At 70.5% G+C, this 18,296-nt stretch carries 10 protein-coding genes; 5 read left to right on the forward strand and 5 right to left on the reverse strand.

Annotated elements, in window-relative coordinates; genetic code table 11:
• Positions 1–86 precede the first annotated feature (86 nt).
• A complete protein-coding gene (locus WMF46_RS11950; RefSeq protein ID WP_437985730.1) occupies positions 87–4,646 on the forward strand; it encodes a thrombospondin type 3 repeat-containing protein in 4,560 nt (1,519 codons plus the stop codon).
• Positions 4,647–4,727: 81 nt separating this feature from the next.
• Here the strand turns inward: WMF46_RS11950 and WMF46_RS11955 are convergent, their stop codons facing one another.
• Positions 4,728–5,606 carry an alpha/beta fold hydrolase gene (locus WMF46_RS11955; RefSeq protein WP_437985731.1) on the reverse strand — a complete coding sequence of 293 codons (879 nt, stop codon included), beginning with the start codon at positions 5,604–5,606 and terminating at the stop codon, positions 4,728–4,730.
• Positions 5,607–5,690: 84 nt separating this feature from the next.
• Positions 5,691–8,456, reverse strand: a complete 2,766-nt coding sequence (locus WMF46_RS11960) for an MXAN_6577-like cysteine-rich protein (RefSeq protein ID WP_437985732.1) — start codon at positions 8,454–8,456, stop codon at positions 5,691–5,693.
• Between the two features lie 379 nt (positions 8,457–8,835).
• Between WMF46_RS11960 and WMF46_RS11965 the strand changes: the two genes are divergently transcribed.
• Positions 8,836–11,307 (forward strand): DUF3656 domain-containing U32 family peptidase, encoded by a 2,472-nt coding sequence (locus WMF46_RS11965; RefSeq protein WP_437985733.1) that lies wholly within the window; start codon positions 8,836–8,838, stop codon positions 11,305–11,307.
• 44 nt (positions 11,308–11,351) lie between these two features.
• Here WMF46_RS11965 and WMF46_RS11970 read toward each other — a convergent pair whose 3' ends face one another.
• From WMF46_RS11970 to WMF46_RS11980, 3 genes are all read right to left on the reverse strand, one after another.
• On the reverse strand, positions 11,352–12,365 hold the full coding sequence (locus WMF46_RS11970; protein ID WP_437985734.1) for a vWA domain-containing protein: 1,014 nt from the start codon (positions 12,363–12,365) through the stop codon (positions 11,352–11,354).
• A gap of 499 nt (positions 12,366–12,864) precedes the next feature.
• On the reverse strand, positions 12,865–13,593 hold the full coding sequence (locus WMF46_RS11975) for a hypothetical protein (protein WP_437985735.1): 729 nt from the start codon (positions 13,591–13,593) through the stop codon (positions 12,865–12,867).
• A gap of 29 nt (positions 13,594–13,622) precedes the next feature.
• Positions 13,623–13,874 carry a hypothetical protein gene (locus WMF46_RS11980; RefSeq protein ID WP_437985736.1) on the reverse strand — a complete coding sequence of 84 codons (252 nt, stop codon included), beginning with the start codon at positions 13,872–13,874 and terminating at the stop codon, positions 13,623–13,625.
• 680 nt (positions 13,875–14,554) lie between these two features.
• On the opposite strand from WMF46_RS11980, the gene WMF46_RS11985 reads away from it, so the two are divergent.
• From WMF46_RS11985 to WMF46_RS11995, 3 genes are all read left to right on the forward strand, one after another.
• The gene (locus WMF46_RS11985; RefSeq protein ID WP_437985737.1) at positions 14,555–15,583 is read left to right on the forward strand and encodes an ABC transporter substrate-binding protein; all 1,029 of its coding nucleotides are present in this window, start codon (positions 14,555–14,557) and stop codon (positions 15,581–15,583) included.
• A gap of 97 nt (positions 15,584–15,680) precedes the next feature.
• A complete protein-coding gene (locus tag WMF46_RS11990) occupies positions 15,681–17,219 on the forward strand; it encodes a sugar ABC transporter ATP-binding protein (protein WP_437985738.1) in 1,539 nt (512 codons plus the stop codon).
• Entirely contained in the window at positions 17,212–18,294 is a 1,083-nt protein-coding gene (locus WMF46_RS11995) for an ABC transporter permease (RefSeq protein ID WP_437985739.1), read from the forward strand. The genes WMF46_RS11990 and WMF46_RS11995 overlap by 8 nt, the downstream gene beginning before the upstream one ends.
• The last annotated feature ends 2 nt before the right edge of the window (positions 18,295–18,296 follow it).

An 18,296-nucleotide genomic window follows, 5' to 3' on the forward strand; every position in this document is an offset into this window, starting at 1 on the left:
CGCCCCGAGACCCAGGAGGAACCATGCGCCGTCGCGGCAAAATTGGCTTCTTGTTATTCCGTACGCTTGGCTTGTTACTCGGCTGCGTGCTGCTGCCCGATGCGGCGCACGCGGCCACCACCGCGATCACGTACACCATCGGCCACGCGGACTGCGGCGTGAACAGCTTCGCGCTGTACATGAACGGCGCGCTGCTCGACACCGTACCCAGCTCGAACGACTGCGGCTGCAACAGCACGCCGCTCCAGGTGAGCATCACCGATCCGGCGTTGCTCGAGCTCTACAACCCCGCGAGCTGTAACGACTTCCAGGTCGAGACGGTCGGTGACGATACCGTGGCGTGGGGCCACGTGCGCGTCGACGTCGCGTCGGACGAGGGGGCGGCGTCAGCGTGCCTGTTCGACGGCGACCCGGCCAACGCCAACCCGAGCTGCGCCGATCGGGAGCTCTGCGGCAGCTACACCTTCAACGTCGGCTCCGTGGGGCGTGCGGACGTGGATGGCGACGGCCTCGCGGTGGGCGCGGGCCAGGGATGCGACAACTGCCGCGCGACCGCCAACCCGGATCAGGGCGATGTGGATGGCGACGGGTTCGGCGACGCCTGTGACGCCTGCGCGGGGCCCGGGGGGTATGACAGCGACGGCGATGGGCTCTGCGATGGCGCGGACAACTGCTACTACTACAACCCGGACCAGAGCGACGGCGACGGCGATGGCGTGGGCGATGCCTGCGACGGCTGCGAGGGGCCGGGGGTGTCTGACAGCGACGGCGATGGGCGCTGCGACCGCGCGGACAACTGCCTCTACGCCTACAACCCGGATCAGAGCGACGGCGACGGCGACGGCGCGGGCGACGTCTGCGACAACTGCGCGGAGGCGCCGAACCCCGGCCAGGAAGACGGCGATTGGAACGGCCGCGGCGATGCGTGCGATGCCTGCTACGCCGCCGGGAGCACCGACTGGGACGCCGACGGGGTCTGTGACACGGCCGACAACTGCGTGGGCTATACCAACCCCGACCAGGCGGACAGCGACGGCGACGGGACCGGCGACGCCTGCGACTACTGCGCAGGATCGGGTTCGTACGACAGCGACGGTGATGGCGCCTGCGATGGGGCAGACAATTGCTACTACTACAACCCGGACCAGAGCGACGCCGACGGCGACGGCGTGGGTGATGCCTGCGATTACTGCGCGGGGCCGGGGGTGTCTGACAGCGACGGTGATGGCGCCTGCAACGACGCGGACAACTGCTACTACGCGTACAACCCGGACCAGAGCGACGGCGACGGCGACCGGGTGGGCGACGTCTGCGACAACTGCGCGGAGACGCCGAACCCCCGCCAGGAAGACAGCGACTGGAACGGCCGAGGCGACGCGTGCGACGCCTGCTACGCCTCCGGGGTTTTCGACTCGGATGGCGACGGGGTCTGCGACACGGTGGACAACTGCTATTATGCCTCCAACGCCGACCAGGCGGACAGCGACGGCGACGGGGTGGGCGACGTCTGCGATAACTGCGCGGAGACGCCGAACCCCGGCCAGGAAGACAGCGACTGGAACGGCCGAGGCGACGCGTGCGACGCCTGCTACGCCTCCGGGGTTTTCGACTCGGATGGCGACGGGGTCTGCGACACGGTGGACAACTGCTATTATGCCTCCAACCCCGACCAGGCGGACAGCGACGGCGACGGGACCGGCGACGTCTGCGATTCCTGCGCAGGATCAGGGGCGTACGACAGCGATGGTGATGGCGCCTGCGATGGCGCAGACAACTGCTTCACCTATTACAACCCTGACCAGCGCGACACGGACAGCGATGGCATCGGCGACGTCTGCGACTACTGCGCAGGATCGGGGTCGTACGACAGCGACGGCGATGGCTCCTGCGATGGTGCAGACAACTGTTATTATTACAACCCTGACCAGAGCGACGCGGACGGCGACGGGATCGGGGACGTCTGCGACTACTGCGCAGGATCGGGGTCGTACGACAGCGACGGCGATGGCTCCTGCGATGGTGCAGACAACTGCTATTATTACAACCCTGACCAGAGCGACGCGGACGGCGACGGGATCGGGGACGCCTGCGACTACTGCGCGGGCCCGGGGATGTACGACAGCGACGGCGATGGGCTCTGCGACTCGGCGGACAACTGCTACTATGCCTCCAACCCCGACCAGAGCGACGCCGACGGCGACGGCCTGGGCGACGCCTGCGACAACTGCGCGGAGGCGCCGAACCCCGGCCAGGAAGACAGCGACTGGAACGGCCGAGGCGACGCGTGCGACGCCTGCTACGCCTCCGGGAGCACCGACTCGGATGGCGATGGGGCCTGCGACTCGGCGGACAACTGCTACTATGCCGCCAACCCTGACCAGAGCGACGCCGACGGCGACGGGGTGGGCGACGCCTGCGACAACTGCGCGGAGACGCCGAACTCCCGCCAGGAAGACAGCGACTGGAACGGCCGAGGCGACGCGTGCGACGCCTGCTACGCCTCCGGAGATCCCGACTGGGATGCCGACGGAGTCTGTGACACGGTAGACAACTGCGCGGGCTACACCAACCCCGACCAGGCGGACAGCGACGGCGACGGGCGCGGCGACGTCTGCGACTACTGCGCAGGATCGGGGTCGTACGACAGCGACGGTGATGGCTCCTGCGATGGGACAGACAACTGCCACTACTACTACAACCCGGACCAGAGCGACGCGGACAGCGATGGCATCGGCGACGTCTGCGACTACTGCGCAGGATCGGGATTGTACGACAGCGACGGCGATGGGCTCTGCGACGGCGCGGACAACTGCTATTACTTCTTTAACCCGGATCAGAGCGACGCCGACGAGGACGGCGTGGGCGACGTCTGCGACAACTGCGCGGAGACGCCGAACCCCGACCAGGAAGACAGCGACTGGAACGGCCGAGGCGACGCGTGCGACGCCTGCTACGCCGCCGGGGAATCCGACTGGGACTCCGACGGGACCTGCGACTCGGCGGACAACTGCGTGGACAACACCAACCCCGACCAGGCGGACAGCGACGGCGACGGCGTGGGCGACGCCTGCGACTCCTGCGCAGGATCGGGGGCGTACGACAGCGATGGAGATGGGCTCTGCGACGGGAATGACAGCTGCCCGTTCAGCTACAACCCCGACCAGGCGGACAGCGACGGTGACGGCGACGGCGACGCCTGCGATCCCTGCGGCGCGATCATCGACAACGGCAACGTCCAGCTCGGCGTCAACTGCGAGGGCCACCTGAACCACCCGTTCCCCGGGGATCCTCTGGGCTTCGGGTACCTGGGGCTGCGTTACCTCCCCACGACCAACCCGTCGGTCGAGCCGGGCGCGCAGGCCGAAGGGTGGGGCGTCGGCGACGCCACCTCCGGGGTGACCGGTTACGCGAACGTGTCCCGGGACGGCGGCGCCGTGAACATGACGGTCCTGGGCTTCTCGTCCACGGGGAGCACCGCTGTCTCCACGGTCCAGGTGGGCTCGACGTTCATCGTCACGCACGACTACCGCCCGTCGGCGCTGACGCCCTGGCTCTACGAGGTGGTCGTGACCATCGACAACATCAGCCCGGATCCGGTGGATCTGCGTTACCGGCGCGTCATGGACTGGGACGCCTATCCCACGCCGTTCGACGAGTACGTGACCATCGACATGGGGACGGCCTCGGAGCTGTTCCGCACGGACACCAATGGATTCAACAGCGCCAACCCGTTCTCGTTCAGTAGCTATCAGCCTGGCCCGGTGACCGACGCGGGCCCGACCGATCACGGCGCGCTCTTCGACTTTGACTTCGGCGAGCTCGCGCCCGGCGAGAGCAAGGTCTTCAAGACGTTCTACGGCGCCGCCGGCACCGAGGACGACGCCCGGAGCGCCCTGGCCGCCGTCGCGGCCGAGGCTTACTCGTTCGGCCAGCCGAACACCTCCGGCGGACCGGAGCTCGGGGAGCCGAACACGTTCGTCTTCGCTTATGCGAGCGTCGCCGACGCGCCTGTCTGCGGCGACGGCATCGTCGACGACGGCGAGGAGTGCGACGACGGCAACACCGACGGCGGCGACGGCTGCGACGCCGACTGCACCGTCGGCTGCCCCGACGCGGACGGCGACGGCTATTGCGATGTAACCTGCGTGACGATCCGGCGGGGCGTCCACGGCCAGGTGGCGGACGCGACGATCTGGGCGCTGTACCCGAGCTACAACGAGGGCGGCTCACCCTACCTCCACACGGGGCTGAGCAGCGGCGCGGAGAAGAACGCGCTGTATCGCTTCGCGCTCGACTCCATCCCGTACGGCGCCACGGTCGAGTCGGCCACGTTCAGCACGACGCTCTACAGCTCCGGCACGGGCGAGATCCGGGTGCACCGCGTCAACGGCGCCTGGGAGGAGTCCACGGTCACCTGGAGCGGCTTCGCCGACGGCTTCGAGCCGGCTGTCGAGGCGACGTTCGTCGGGGCGTCGTCGGGCGTCGCGACCGTCGACCTGACAGCGCTCGTCCAGGCGTGGGTCGACGGCGTGCACCCGAACCACGGTCTGCTCCTGGAGGAGGACCTGACGGCGCTCACCAGCTACCGTTCGAGCGAGCACGGCATTGTGACCGACCGCCCCTCGCTCGAGGTGTGCTTCTACTGACCGCCCTCTGACCCTGGCCGCTTCCGCCGCCGGCAGCGACCGCCACCGCGGCCAGGGTCATCTCCGATCGTCGCCAGGGGCTCACCGCCCGCGCGTGCGCCCGAGCAGCGAGCGCAGGATCTCCTCCGCATGCGTCCACAGCAGCGACCCTCCCGCCTCCGGGAGCACGCGCCGCTCTGCCGCGCTCAGCCGCCCGGCGAGCGACGCCCCGAAGTCCGGCGAGTGCACAGCGCTCGTGTCCCGCGCGCCGTACCACAGGTCGACCGGCGCGCGGATGCTCGCCGGATCGAACGGCCACGGGCTCATCGTGAGCACCGTGTCGCGCGCGTAGCCGGCCGGCCCCTGCGAGAACGCCTCATCCATCGCGCGCCGGTAAGCGCGCTCGAACACCGGGGCGGTGTACACCGCGCGGTCGACGTTCGCGAGCGTCGAGATGACGAAGCCCCACATCGCCTCGGCGCTGAACCCGGCGAAGAACGCCTCCGCGCGCCCAGCGTCGGTCGCCACCAGCTCCACGAGCCGCCGCACGTCCTGCGCCAGCGCATCGGCGAACACCGGATTCGCCAGCTCATCGGTCCCCGCGACCACGGCCACGCCCGCCACGACGCCGGCCGCGGCGCAGGCCAGGGCGAACGGCGCGCCCGCCGAGAACCCGACGGCCGCCACGCCGGACAGCTGCCGCGCCTCGAGGAAGCGCCGTATGTCCTGCGCCCAGTCGCCGAGCGTGCGGCCCGGGGCCTGGTCCGACGCCCCGAGCCCCGGGCGATCCACGGAGATCAGCCGCACGCCGAGCCCATCGACGACGTCACCCCCGAACCCCATCGACCGGCCCGTGGCGCCGCCGGGGCAGAGCAGCACGGGGATGCCGTCCTCCGGTCCCCACTCCGCCCAGCCCAGCCGCCGGCCGTCTGGAAGCGCCGTCTTCCCGAGCCGGACCGGCTCCACCACGCCGCTGATCATGGCCCCAAGGTAGTTGACCTGCACCGACGATGCCAGGCGCTCCGCGCCGCTCGACGGCGGCGGTGCGCGGTGCGCAGTGCGCGGTTACGGATGGATGTTGAGCTCGTAGACGCCGGATTCCTCGAACGCGCCGTCGACCGCGATGACGATGGTCTGCCCTGCGTCGAGCGACACCGTCACCTCCGACGTGAACAGGTGCAGGTCCTCCCCGTGCACGTCGTCGCTGCACGCGATCTCCTCGCCGTAGCAGTTCCCGTCGAAGACGGCGAGCACGGTGTCGTAGTCGGAGCCGACCGTGTCGATCGTGTACGTCCCCGCCTCCGGCGCGGTGAACAGATAGACCACCTCAGGCGCGTCGATGCCGCCGCAGCTCGCGTCCACCTTGGCGAGGCTCCCCTTGGTCGTCCCCGTCGCGGTCTGGGAGGCGAGGGGCGCGAGCTCGATGGGCTTATCGCACGTGCCGGTGCCGTCGAAGAGGTCCACGTTGAGCATGTAGTCGCCCTCCGCGCCGTGGCTGTCGACGCTGATCAGGGCGGTCTGGCCGGCGTCGAGCCACACGAGCTTGCTCGAGTCCCTGCTATCCTTGACGCAGGCCATCTCGTCGCCTTTGCACCCGCCGTCGCGCACGGACAGGATTGTATCGACCGTGGAACCCACGGTGTTCATGCGGTAGAAGCCATCTACAGGCGCGGTGAAGCTGTACGTCGCCTCGCCGCCGGGCACCGTGGCGCAGGAGGGCGCCAGGAGATCGGGATAGCCCTCGGTGCTGCCCGTGACCGACTGCGGGACCACGGCGTCGAGCGCGAAGAGAGGGCACGGCGGCGCCTCCCGCTGGGTGATGTTGAGCGTGTAATCGCCGCTCGCCGACACGCTGTCCACGGAGACGATCACCGTCTGGCCGGCGGAGAGGAACAGGCTCGCCCGCGAGTGGGTGACGACCCCCGCGGGGTCCACGTTGTCATTGCACCTGAGCGAGGGGCCAGAGCACGAGCCCTTCAGCACGTCCAGGACCGTATCGAGCGCCGAGCCCTCCGTGTCGAAGATGTAGAGCGCGTCGGCCGGGGCGGTGAAGCGATAGGTCGCCTCGGGGGCCCCGCGAGAGGCGCAGTCCGGCGCGAGGTGATCCGCGAGATCCGCGGTCGTGCCCGTGACCGTCTGCGGCACCATCCGGCCGAGATCGATGAGCGGGCACTGCACCTCGTCGACCTCGAGCCGGTAGTCGCCCGTCGGGCCCGCGGTGTCCACAACGAGGATGACCGTCTCGCCGGCCGCGAGCGAGAGCGTGATGAGCGCCGGCTCGAACAGGCCGTCGACGCACGCGACGAGATCGCCGGCGCACGAGGCGCGGCGCGCCTCCATGAGGACGGGGAAGCTCGAGCCGCTCGCGTCGAACGTGTAGATGCCCTCGCGCGGCGCGGTGAAGCCGTAGGTCGCCTCGCCCCCGGTCGAGAAGGTCGCGCAGGCCGAGATCAGGTTGCGGAGGTGCTCGTTGTTCCCGGTCACCGTCTGCGGCAGGGTCGCGCCGATCTGGACGCCCGGGCACGGAGGGGCCTCGACGATCTCCAGCGTGAAGCTCGCCAGCGGGCCGGCCGGATCCGCCACCGCGACGAGCACCGTCTGACCGGCCTCGAGCGTCGCGAACGCGTTCGACTCGCCGGCGCCGTAGCGGCAGTAGAGCGAGCGGCCCGTGCACGCGCCGCCGTCGCGGAGCTCGACGATCAGGTCCGACGGGGCGCGCCCGCTGAACACGTACGTGCCGTCCGACGGGGCCGTGAAGGTGTACGTGGCGTCCGGGGTCGCGCTGATGTCGCAGTCGGCGGACACCGTGTCCTCGCGCAAGACGGTCGTGCCCGTCACCGTCTGCGGGACGACGGGATCGAGGGCGGTCGGCGCGCACTGGACCGGCCCGGGCTCGGCCACGCGGAGCGTGAAGTCGCCCTGCGCGCCGCGCGCGCCGCTCACCACGACGAGGATGCGCTCGCCCTCGGCGAGATCGACGGAGATCTGCGACTGGACGCTCCCCGCGTTGTCGTTGCAGGCCAGCTCCTCGCACGTGTCCGCCCGCAGCGCGCCGAGCGCCGTGTCGTACGGGGCCTCGAAGGTGTCGAACAGGTATGTCCCCGCGTGAGGCGCCGTGAACAGGAACGCCTGATCGGCCGCGCCAGGCCCCGAGCAGGTCAGCCAGCGGCCGTCGTCGGCGCCGGTCGTCGTGCCGCTCACCCGCTGCGGGACGGCGGAGCCGATGTCCTGGGAGGGCTCCGCGCTGCACGCGCAGGTGCCGCCCTCGCAGGGGCGCCCGGGGTCGCAGGCGCGATCGCACCGGCCGCAGTGCTGCGGATCTGCCGCGAGATCCACGCAGCTGCCGGCGCAGTCGGTGAGGCCCGGGAGGCAGGCCTGCCGGCAGACGGATCCGGAGCACGCGCGGCCCGGTGGGCACGGCGCGCCGCACTTGCCGCAATGGTCCGGATCGGTGCGCGTGTCGACGCACTCGTCGCCGCAGCGCTTCACGTAGCGGCCCTCGCGGCACTCGGATGGCCCGTCGCCGCCACCACCGTCACCGCCGCCACCTCCGCCGCCACCGTCACCGCCGCCGCCGGTCCCCAGCGGCTCGCAGGCGCCCTTCACGCACGCCTCCCCGGCCCGACATTCCTGGCCGCACGCGCCGCAGTGCTCCGGATCGGCGTGCAGCGCCACGCAGGCCCCGCCGCAGACCGAGTAGGGAGCCTCGCAGCGCGGCGCCGGAGCGTCGTCGTCGCCGCCGCACGCCGGGGCCGCCGAGAGGAGCGCGGCAGGCAGCCAGAGCGCGGCCCTCGAGAGCGCGCGCCCGAAGCGAAATCCGTGTCTGTTCATCGAGATCCCCCTGCGGCACGCGCCGTCGACGCTCGCGGGCCGGCGGAGAACGCGAGCGCCTCTCCGACGTTCGGCTCCCGGGCTCCGCGCTGGTGGTTGATGGCTGACGTGGCCGCTCCGCTCATCCGACCCTGTCGTCGAGGCCTCGCTGCGCCGGCCGGCGACCCGACGGCACCTCGGCCGGGTAGGCCGCTCCACGATCGTGCCTCACGTCGCGAAGCGAGGTCAAGGCGCGCCGTCCGGCAGGCTCTTCGGTAGTGCTGGCCCGCGCCCCAGCCCCAGCTAGAGAGCGACAACCGCGCCACCCCTTGCTAGAACCGCCCGCATGTCGCGGCCCGCGCGCCCTGAAGTCCTCGCTCCCGCCGGTGATCGCGCCGCCATGGAAGCCGCCGTGCGCGGCGGGGCCGATGCCGTCTACTTCGGCCTCCGGGGGGGCGCCGCGGGCGGCGGCGCGGCGTCGCCCTTCAACGCCCGCGCGCGGGCCGCGAACTTCGACGCGGCGGAGCTCGAGGAGGCGGTGCGCTTCCTCCACGCCCACGGCGTGAAGGGCTACGTCACCCTGAACACGCTGGTGTTCGACGACGAGCTCCCGGCGGTCCGCGGCGCGATCGAGGCGTGCGCCGCGGCCGGCGTCGACGCGGTCATCGTCCAGGACCTCGGGGTGATGCGCCTCGCGCGGGCGCTCGCGCCCGGGCTCCCGATCCACGCCTCCACGCAGATGACCTGCACCGACGCGGCCGGCGTCGAGCTCGCGCGATCGCTCGGCGCCGCGCGCGTCATCCTCGCCCGGGAGCTCTCGCTCGACGACATCGCCGCCATCCGCCGGGCGACCGACGTCGAGCTCGAGGTCTTCGTCCACGGCGCGCTCTGCATCGCCTACTCGGGGCAGTGCCTGACGAGCGAGGCCATCGGCGGCCGCAGCGCCAACCGCGGCGCCTGCGCCCAGGCCTGCCGCCTGCCGTACCGCCTCGTCGTCGACGGCGCGCTGCGCGACCTCGGCGACGCGGCCTACCTCCTGTCGCCGGAGGATCTCGACGCCACCGACGTCATCCCCGACCTCGTCGCGCTGGGCGTCGCCTCGGTGAAGATCGAGGGGCGCCTCAAGGGCCCGGAGTACGTCGGCGCGACCGCGCGGCTCTACCGCGCCGCGATCGACGCGGCGCTCGGCGAGGGGGCGGGTCCGGGGCCCGCGGAGCGCGAGGCGGCGCTCCAGACGTTCTCGCGGGGCTCGGGCCCCGGCTTCCTGCGCGGCGTCGACCACCAGCGCCTCGTCGACGGCCGCACCTGTGATCACCGCGGCATCGAGGTCGGCGAGGCGCGCGGCGCCGCGCGCCGGCGCGGCCACGAGGTCGTGGTCGTCCGCGCCGCCCGGCCGCTCGCGCGCGGCGAGGGCATCCTCGTGGAGGGCGGGTTCGCCGGCGAGGGCGAGATCGGCGGCCGCATCTGGGGCCTGTGGGCGGCTGGCCGCGAGGTCGAGCGCGCGCCCGCGGGGGGCGACGTCGAGGTCTGGCTCGGCCCGGACCGGCCGCTGCCGGAGGACGTGCTGAGCGGCGCGCGGGGGCTGCACGGGCGCCGGGTCTTTCGCACGAGCGACCCTGCCGGTGCGCGCGCGGTCCGCGAGGCGCTCGACCGCGCCCAGCGCCGGGTGGCGATCGACGTCCGCCTCGAGGGCCGCGTCGGCGAGCGCCCGCGGCTCTCGGCGGCGACGGAGGGCGGGGCGTCGGCCTCGGTCGAGCTCGACACCCCGCTCGGCCGCGCCGATCGATCGCCGCTCGACGAGGCCACGCTGCGGAAGCAGCTGGATCGGCTGGGCGACACGCCGTTTTCCCTGCGCGGCGTCGGCCTGTCGCTCGACGGGCCCGCGCTCGTGCCGCCGTCGGCGCTCAACCGCGCCCGCCGGGCGCTCGTCGCGGCGCTGATCGAGGCGTCGCACCGCCCCCATCCGTCGGCGCCGCTCTCGGCCGAGGGGCTCGTCGCCGGGGTCGCTCCGCCGGACGCGCCGCCGCCGGCGCCGGGCCTCTTCGTGCTGTGCCGCAACGTGGCGCAGGCGCGGGCGGCGCTCGACGCCGGCGCGAGCGGCGTCTACCTCGATTTCCTGGAGATGGTCGGCCTCGGCGCCGCGGCGCGCGAGCTGATGGCGGCCGGGGCCTCCGTCGGGGTGGCGCCCCCGCGGATCCGCAAGCCGGGCGAGGAGAAGATCGACCGCTACCTGCTCTCGCTCGGGCCGGCGGCGATCCTGGTCCGCGGCCTCGGCGCGCTGCTCGACGAAACGTCGGGCGTGCCCCGGATCGGCGATTTCTCGCTGAACGTCACGAACAAGCTGGCCGCGCGCGAGGTGCTCTCGCGGGGGCTCGCCGCGTTCACGCCGTCGTTCGACCTCGACGCCGCCCAGCTCGAGTCGCTGCTCGACTCGCCGTTCGGGCCGTTCGCCGAGGTGGTTGTGCACCACCCGATGCCGCTCTTCCACATGGAGCACTGCGTGATCGCGGCGACGCTGTCCGAGGGCAAGGATCACCTCACCTGCGGCCGCCCGTGCGACCATCACGCGCTGTCGCTGCGGGACCGGGCGGGCATGGATCACCCGCTCGAGGCGGACGTGGGGTGTCGGAACACGGTGTTCCACGCGGCGCCGCAGAGCGCGGCGCACCTCGTGCCGAGGCTCGCGAGCTGCGGCGTGCGGCGGTTCCGGATCGAGCTGGTGCGGGAGGACGCCGAGGGGGCGCGGCGGGTGGTGGAGGCGTACCGGCGGCTGCTCGCCGGGGAGGTGGCGCCGGCCGAGGTCGCGCGCGGGCTGCGGGCCGAGGGCAGCTACGGGGTGGTGCGCGGGTCGCTGCGCGTGCTGCAGGCGTGAGAGGAACGGCCATGGGCCAGCGGGGGCGACGAGCGGCGGTCCGATCAGAACACGAGCACCTCGCCGCCTGACGCGAGCTGGCACGCGCCGTCCTGGGGATCACCGCCGGTGCGAAGGATCTCGGACGGGTCCGGCTCACGGTAGACGCCGGAGAGCGCGATGTCGACCATGCGCAGGATCGCGCGATCGAGCTTTGTGACGAAATAGCAGGGGATCGTCGGCTCCTTGTGCGCCCCGCCAACCCCGGAGTCGTCCGTCAGGAAGAGGTATCGGCCGCCCGTGAGCTGCGCGGCAGAGCGCATGCTGAGCTCGGTGAGCTCATCCACGCCGCTCGACGCGACGGGATAGACAGCCACCCCGAGGTCCTTCAGGGCTCGTATCCCGCTCGCCATCGCCGCGGCGTTCTCGTTGTGGTGGGGCGCGTCCGCGACCCAGAAGGCGAGGCGCGCGGTGTCGCCGCCCGTGCGCCAGGAGAGGTCGGCCGCCTTGGAGAGCGCCATGTCCGGCGCCTCCGGGAAGTCGCCGCCGCCGCCGGCTGCCTGCTCGGCGAGCTTCTCCTGGAACTCGTCGGGATCGGAGCGGAAGTCGAACCACCGGACGATGTAGTCGTCCTCGGTGTCCTTGTACACGACGAGCGACCAGCGCTGCTCGGCGTTCGGGTACCTGGCGAAGATGGAGTCGGAGAGCGCGATGAACTCCGTCTGGAGATACGTGATCTCGTCGCTCATGCTACCGGTCGTGTCGATGACGAGCGAGACGTCGAGCGTCTCCTTTTTCCCTGGAGGCGCCGCGAAGAGGCTGTGCGCGGCCTGGTGATCGGCCTCGGTGAAGGGCAAGACGCCCGGGAGCGGCTGCGAAGAGAGCGTGCTCCGGTACGAGAGGAAGAAGTCGAAGTTGCGATTGTCGTCCCAGACGCCCGCGGTGAGCGTGCCAGGATCGATGCTGGCTCCGCCGCCTGCTCCGCCTCCGCCGCCTCCGCCGCCTGCGCCTCCGCCGCCTCCTGTGCCCAGGCTTCCGCCGGGGGAGCCTCCGCTCGGAGGACCGCTTTCATCCGACACACCTCCCGAAGCGGCTGAGCCGACAGCAGCGCCTGAGCCGAAGCTCGTGTCGGGGTCGACGCCTGGGTCAGCGCCGGCGCCCCTCCCGGGGATCTCCCCGTCACCGCCCTCTGCTGAGCTCGATCCGCCCGAGCACGCTCCCAGCGCGAGAAGGCCTCCCACCATGAAAGCGAAGCGGAAACAGGTGTGCATGTGGATCTCCTCGGCCGCCAGGGTCGTCACGCGCCGACGTCGGACGCGGCCGGGGATGCCTCGATGCACGGCGCGTACCGGGGCTAGAGACGAGTGATTTCATGTGCTTACGTGGCTGCGCGTGGTGCGTTCTGTGCCAAGGCGCGCCGGGGCGCGCCGAGGAGCAGCAGGCGCGCGCCGCTGGGATCGCCGCCGAGGTCGTGGGTGATGTCGACGTGCCGCGCTGCGCGGGGTGGGTGCACGGCGAACACCTGTCGACAGCCCGAGGCGCCCGGCCTGGCGCCACGCCGGGGACCTGCTCCCCGCGTTAGACCCCGTAGAAATCGTAGAACTCCTGCGCTGGAGCGTGGACTGCGAGCACCTGGAAGGGGAAGCACTCCTCCAGGCGATCGAGGCTCGTGCGCTGCGCAAGAGACCTCAGGAATGGACGGGTCATGGATTCCTTGACCTGGCCGTGATGATCAAGGAACTGACCCCAGAGCGTCATGCTCTGGTATCGGCCGGGAACCACGCGAGCGGACGAGCCGTACGCCGGCGGGAACAGTCGGCGGTACGCGTCGAGGTTGTAGAGCCACGAGCCGCCGGTCACCAGGTTGACCTCGCTCGCCGTTCGTTTCATGTGCTCGACGAGCGCCGACAGGTCAGCCCGCCGCCGCTCGACCCGCGCGGCGCCGAGAGGCGAGCTGCCGTCCGTCTCCGCGTTCCGGAAGTGCAAACGAGCGCGATCGACGCTCGACAGGGCGTAGGAAAAACATCCACAGGTCGCGACGACGGGCGGCGCGGTCGTCGCCTCGGGATCCTTCAGATAGAAACGGTACGTCCACTCGCGGCCCGCTTCCCCGCCTTCTGCGCCCGCCAGGCCGGCTACATAGGCCTGCCACGCCTCGTTTTGCGCGTCGAACTCGCGCCCGAGGCCGAACCGGACATAGAGGTTCGTGTACTCGAAGAGGGCGCTTCCCAGCGACATCCCCGACAAGGCCCGCACCTTCTCCGCGAACGAGAACTGCAGGTCGAAAAACGCCTTGGAGAACACCACGCTCGTCGTCGGCCTTCGGGGTTCAGCGTTCAGCTCTTCGGAGGTGCCGACCTGAGCGTCGCGTCGAACAGCGCGAGCAATGTCTGGTAGTGGCGCTCGGAGGCGGCCTGGTTGTACACCGCTGAATCGGAGGGGACCCAGCTCGAAAGAGCGGGCTGTATGCCGCGGCCGTCCTGGTACACGAGCACCGCGGGCCAGGGACCTTTGCCAGCGTCGGGGCGGAAGACAGACGCTTCGGTCTGGCCATCCCGGGTCTTCAACGTGGCTGTAGCTCGTGACATCTGTTCCTCCTGCGTTTGGCGTGTGGATTACTCTCCTCCTCTCGCCTTGGCAAGCACAGTTGTCGCTCTGCGCCTCGAGCAGCGGAGTTGCTGATCTGCTGCTCCCCAGGCAGCAGCGTCGCGCTCCGAAGACGTCGTGTGAGCGTTCACATGCCCGATGTCAACTCGAAACGGCCGCCAGCGACCGTCCTCGCGCCCCGATGGCAGACAGGTCTCCTCCGGAGCGTCGCGTCAAGAGGGGCGATCGCGGTAACGCGCCCGCGCCTCTTGCCGCGGCGCTCCGGAGGAGCCCCGCCAGCCTCGCGCTCCCTCGGGCTCGGGGACCTTGCGGACCGGTCGATTGGAATTGACGCTGCCCATGTGATCGTTCACATTGCTGCCGAGGAGTATCCTTGTCGCTGCGCCTTGCTCGGGCCGCCACGCGTACCGAGGCCTTCTTCGTCTGATCGATTTTTGCACCAACTCCGTTCGCTCGGTCGTCGCGGAGGCGATCGCCGAACGATGGGGATTGGCATCGAGCCGAGGGTGCTCCACCAGAGAACACCGCATCCGCGCTTGTTCGGCGGCTGTCGTGACATCTCGAGTGCTGTTCACCGGAGATGATTCCTTCAAAGATCCGGCGGTGCTGGCGACGCTGCCGGAGGACAACCGTCGGGGCGGCGTGATCTATGTTGAAGAACATGAACCCACAAAACCACGTGTCACGGAGGATGTTCCTGGCCATCCTGGGCTCGGCGTCCGTCGCCGCCGGCTGCTCCCGCGAGGAGAGCGACGCCACGCGCGCCGCCCAGAAGCCGGCGTCGGGCGCCGATCCCGCGGGGCGGAAGCCGAAGGCGCTGACCGAGATCGTGGTCGGCTTCTCGCAGACGGGCGCCGAGAGCTCCTGGAGGATCGCGCACAGCAAGTCGATCCAGGGGGAAGCGGAGAAGCGCCACGTGCAGCTCCTCTTCGCAGACGGTCAGAACGTGCACAACAACCAGGTGAACGCCGTCAACGGGTTCATCACCAAGGGCGTCGACGTCATCGTCATCGCGCCGCAAGAATCCGTGGGCTGGAAGCCGACATTGAAAGAGGCCAAGCGCGCCGGGATCCCGGTGGTGCTCACGAGCCGGGGCGTGGACGCCGAGGAAGATCTGTACGAGACGGTGATGGTCGCGGATTTCGTCTGGGAGGGGCGGCGGGCAGGGGAGTGGCTCGCAAAGCAGACGAACGGCAACGCGCGGATCATCGAGCTCGTGGGCACGCCGGCGGCGGACGTGGCGGTGATGCGCAAGACCGGCTTCGCCGAGGCCATCGCGAAGCATCCGGACATGAAGATCATCGCGAGCCAGAGCGGTGACTTCACGCGCACCAAGGGAAAGGCCGTGATGGAGACGCTGCTCTCGGCCCACAAGGGCGAGATCAACGCCGTCTACGCTCACAACGACGACATGGCGCTCGGGGCGATCCAGGCCATCCAGGCGGCAGGGTTGAAGCCCGGGCAGGATATCCAGGTGATATCGATCGACGCCGTGAAGCCGGCGTTCGAGGCCATGATGGAGGGGAAGCTGAACGCGACGGTCGAGTGCAACCCCCTGCACGGCCCCCTGCTCTTCGATACGATTGACAAGATCGTGCGTGGCGAGAAGGTGCCGAAGCGCACGATCGTCCCTGGCCAGATCTTCGAACGCGAGCAGGCGGCGGCGGCCATCGGCTCGCGGCCCTACTGAGGAGAGATCGGCGCCGGCGCCCCGCTGGGGCGGCGCGGGCGCCATCACGCTCGTGAGCTCGCTCGTCCGCGGCGCTCACGTACGGAGCAGCAGCCGCATGCCTGTCTCGAAAGCCTTGCTCTCTGTCGAGGGCCTCAGCAAATCCTTCCCCGGAGTTCGCGCTCTGCACGACGTGCACGTCGAGGCGCGCGCCGGCGAGATCCAGGCGTTGATGGGGGAGAACGGGGCCGGCAAGTCGACGCTGATCAAGCTGCTCACCGGCGTCTATTCTCCCGACGCCGGGACCTTGCGCCTCGGCGGCGCGGTGATCCGGCCGACCTCTCCCCGACACGCGGAATCGCTGGGGATCAGCGCGGTGCACCAGGAAATCAGCCTGATCCCGCACCTCTCCATCGCGGACAACATCATGCTGGGCCGGCAGCCTCGGTCCTTCGGCCTGATCGACGGGCGCGCCGTCCGCGCGAAGGCGCGTGAGGCCCTCGCGCGCCTCTCGCTGGACCTCGACGTGTCGCGATCGGTGGCGGCGCTGCCCACCGCGCTGCAGCAGATGGTCGCGATCGCCCGTGCGCTCGCCGTGGACGCGCGGATCCTGATCCTGGATGAGCCCACCTCCAGCCTGGATGAAGCGGAGACGCTGCGGCTCTTCGACGTCATGCGGGGGCTGAAGGCGCAGGGGTTGGCGATCCTCTTCGTGACTCACTTCCTGGATCAGGTCTACGCGGTCAGCGATACGATCACGGTGCTCAGGAATGGCTGCCTGGTGGGGCAGTACGCGAGCAGCGAGCTGCCTCGCCTGGAGCTCGTCCAGGCGATGCTGGGCGTCAAGCTCGGCGCGAAAGACAGGGCCGCGCCAGCCGGCCCTGCCGGTCCGGGAGGGGGGGCGAGCGCCGCGGAGCCGGCGCTCGCCGCGCGCGGCCTCGAGAGAAAGGGGGTCATCGGACCCATCGAGCTCGCGCTGCGGCCCGGCGAGGTGGTGGGGCTGGCGGGGCTGCTCGGCTCTGGTCGAAGCGAGACCGCCAGGATGCTCTTCGGGATCGAGCCCGCCGATCGCGGCGAGCTCGCGGTGAACGGGCGTGCGACCGAGATCAAGACGCCACGGCACGCGATCCGGGCCGGCCTCGCGTACTGCCCGGAAGACCGCAAGGTGGATGGCATCATCCCGAACCTCTCCGTGCGAGAGAACCTCCTGCTCGCCTTGCAGGCCTCCCAGGGGGCGCTGCGGGTGCTCCCGCGCCACGAGCGGGAGCGTCTGGTCCAGCACTACATTAAGACCCTGAGCATCAAGACGCCGTCCCCGGAGACGCCCGTCAAGCTGCTCTCGGGCGGCAACCAGCAGAAGGTGCTGCTCGCGCGCTGGATGGCCATGCAGCCGCGGATCCTGCTGCTCGACGAGCCCACGCGCGGCGTGGACATCGGCGCCAAGCTGGAGATCGAGGCGCTGGTGAAGTCGCTCAGCGAGAAGGGGGTCGCCACGGTCTTGATCTCGTCGGAGCTCGAGGAGGTCGCGCGCAACTGCTACAGGGTGGTGGTCCTGAGAGACCGCAAGCAGCAGGGCGAGCTCGTGGGAGAGTCCGTGACGCCTTCGTCCATCATCCAGGCCATCGCCCATCAGAAGGAGGCGCCGCCCGATGCTTGAGAAGATCACGGAAGCGGCGCCCACCAACGCCAACCCCACGGGCATCGGGATCCTCCTCTTCACCGCGTGCGCGGGCGCCCTGCTGCTCCTGCGCAGGCGCCGCGAGGCCTGGCCTTTGCTCGGCCTCCTGGCGCTCCTTCTGTTCAACTCCGTCCTGTCCAAGAACTTCTTCTCCATCGTCGAGCGCGACGGGGCCTATTACGGGACGCCCATCAACCTGCTCAACCAGGGCTCGGAGGTGATGCTCCTCGCGATCGGCCTGACCCTGGTGATCGCCGTCAGGGGCATCGACCTGTCGGTCGGCTCGGTCATGGCGCTGTCCGGCGCCACCTGCGTGATCCTGATGAAGGAGGCTCACTTCGGGCCGCTCCTGGCTGCGTTCGTGTCCCTCGCCGTCGCCGCCGGCGTCGGTCTGTTCAACGGCGCGCTGGTGACGGGGCTGAACATCCAGCCCATCATCGTGACCTTGATCAGCATGGTCGGTGTCCGCGGCGTCGCCATGCTCATCACCCACGCCGAGCCCGTGACGCACACGGACGCGACGTTTGCGTTCATCGGCAACGGTCACGTCGGCGGCTTGCCGTTCTCCATGGTGCTGGTGGCCGCGGTGTTCGTCGTCGCCGCGCTGCTCTGCCGGAGGACGGCGCTCGGTCTGTTCATGGAAGCGATCGGCGACAACGAGCGGGCGAGCCGGCTCGCGGGCGTCGGCGACCGCCGCATCAAGCTCTGGTTGTACGGCTTTTCCGGCCTGTGCGCCGGCATCGCCGGGCTCGTGGCCGCCTCGTACATCTCCACGGCCGATCCCGATCGCGTGGGGCGCCTGCGGGAGCTGGATGCCATCTTCGCCGCGGTGATCGGCGGTACGGCGCTCACCGGCGGGCGCTTCTATCTGGGGGGCACCCTGATAGGAGCGTTGTTGATACAAACGCTCTCCACAACGATGTACATCCAGCACGTCCCCTCCGAGATCGAGCCGATGCCCAAGGCCGGCGTGATGCTGCTCAGCTGCCTGCTGGTCTCGGAGGAGTCGCGCCGGCGGCTCATCGAGCTGCTCGGGCTCAAGCGGGGGCAGTAGCG

The organism is Sorangium sp. So ce117 (genome assembly GCF_051524395.1).
Lineage (GTDB): Bacteria > Myxococcota_A > Polyangia > Polyangiales > Polyangiaceae > Sorangium > Sorangium cellulosum_B.

Excerpts from the sequence above, each read along its gene's own strand:
- WMF46_RS11965 (WP_437985733.1), top strand. The coding sequence starts at position 8,836 with ATGGAAGCCGCCGTGCGCGGCGGGGCCGATGCCGTCTACTTCGGCCTC.
- WMF46_RS11980 (WP_437985736.1), bottom strand. The coding sequence starts at position 13,874 with ATGTCACGAGCTACAGCCACGTTGAAGACCCGGGATGGCCAGACCGAA.
- WMF46_RS11985 (WP_437985737.1), top strand. The coding sequence starts at position 14,555 with ATGAACCCACAAAACCACGTGTCACGGAGGATGTTCCTGGCCATCCTG.
- WMF46_RS11990 (WP_437985738.1), top strand. The coding sequence starts at position 15,681 with ATGCCTGTCTCGAAAGCCTTGCTCTCTGTCGAGGGCCTCAGCAAATCC.
- WMF46_RS11995 (WP_437985739.1), top strand. The coding sequence starts at position 17,212 with ATGCTTGAGAAGATCACGGAAGCGGCGCCCACCAACGCCAACCCCACG.
- WMF46_RS11960 (WP_437985732.1), bottom strand. The coding sequence starts at position 8,456 with ATGAACAGACACGGATTTCGCTTCGGGCGCGCGCTCTCGAGGGCCGCG.
- WMF46_RS11955 (WP_437985731.1), bottom strand. The coding sequence starts at position 5,606 with ATGATCAGCGGCGTGGTGGAGCCGGTCCGGCTCGGGAAGACGGCGCTT.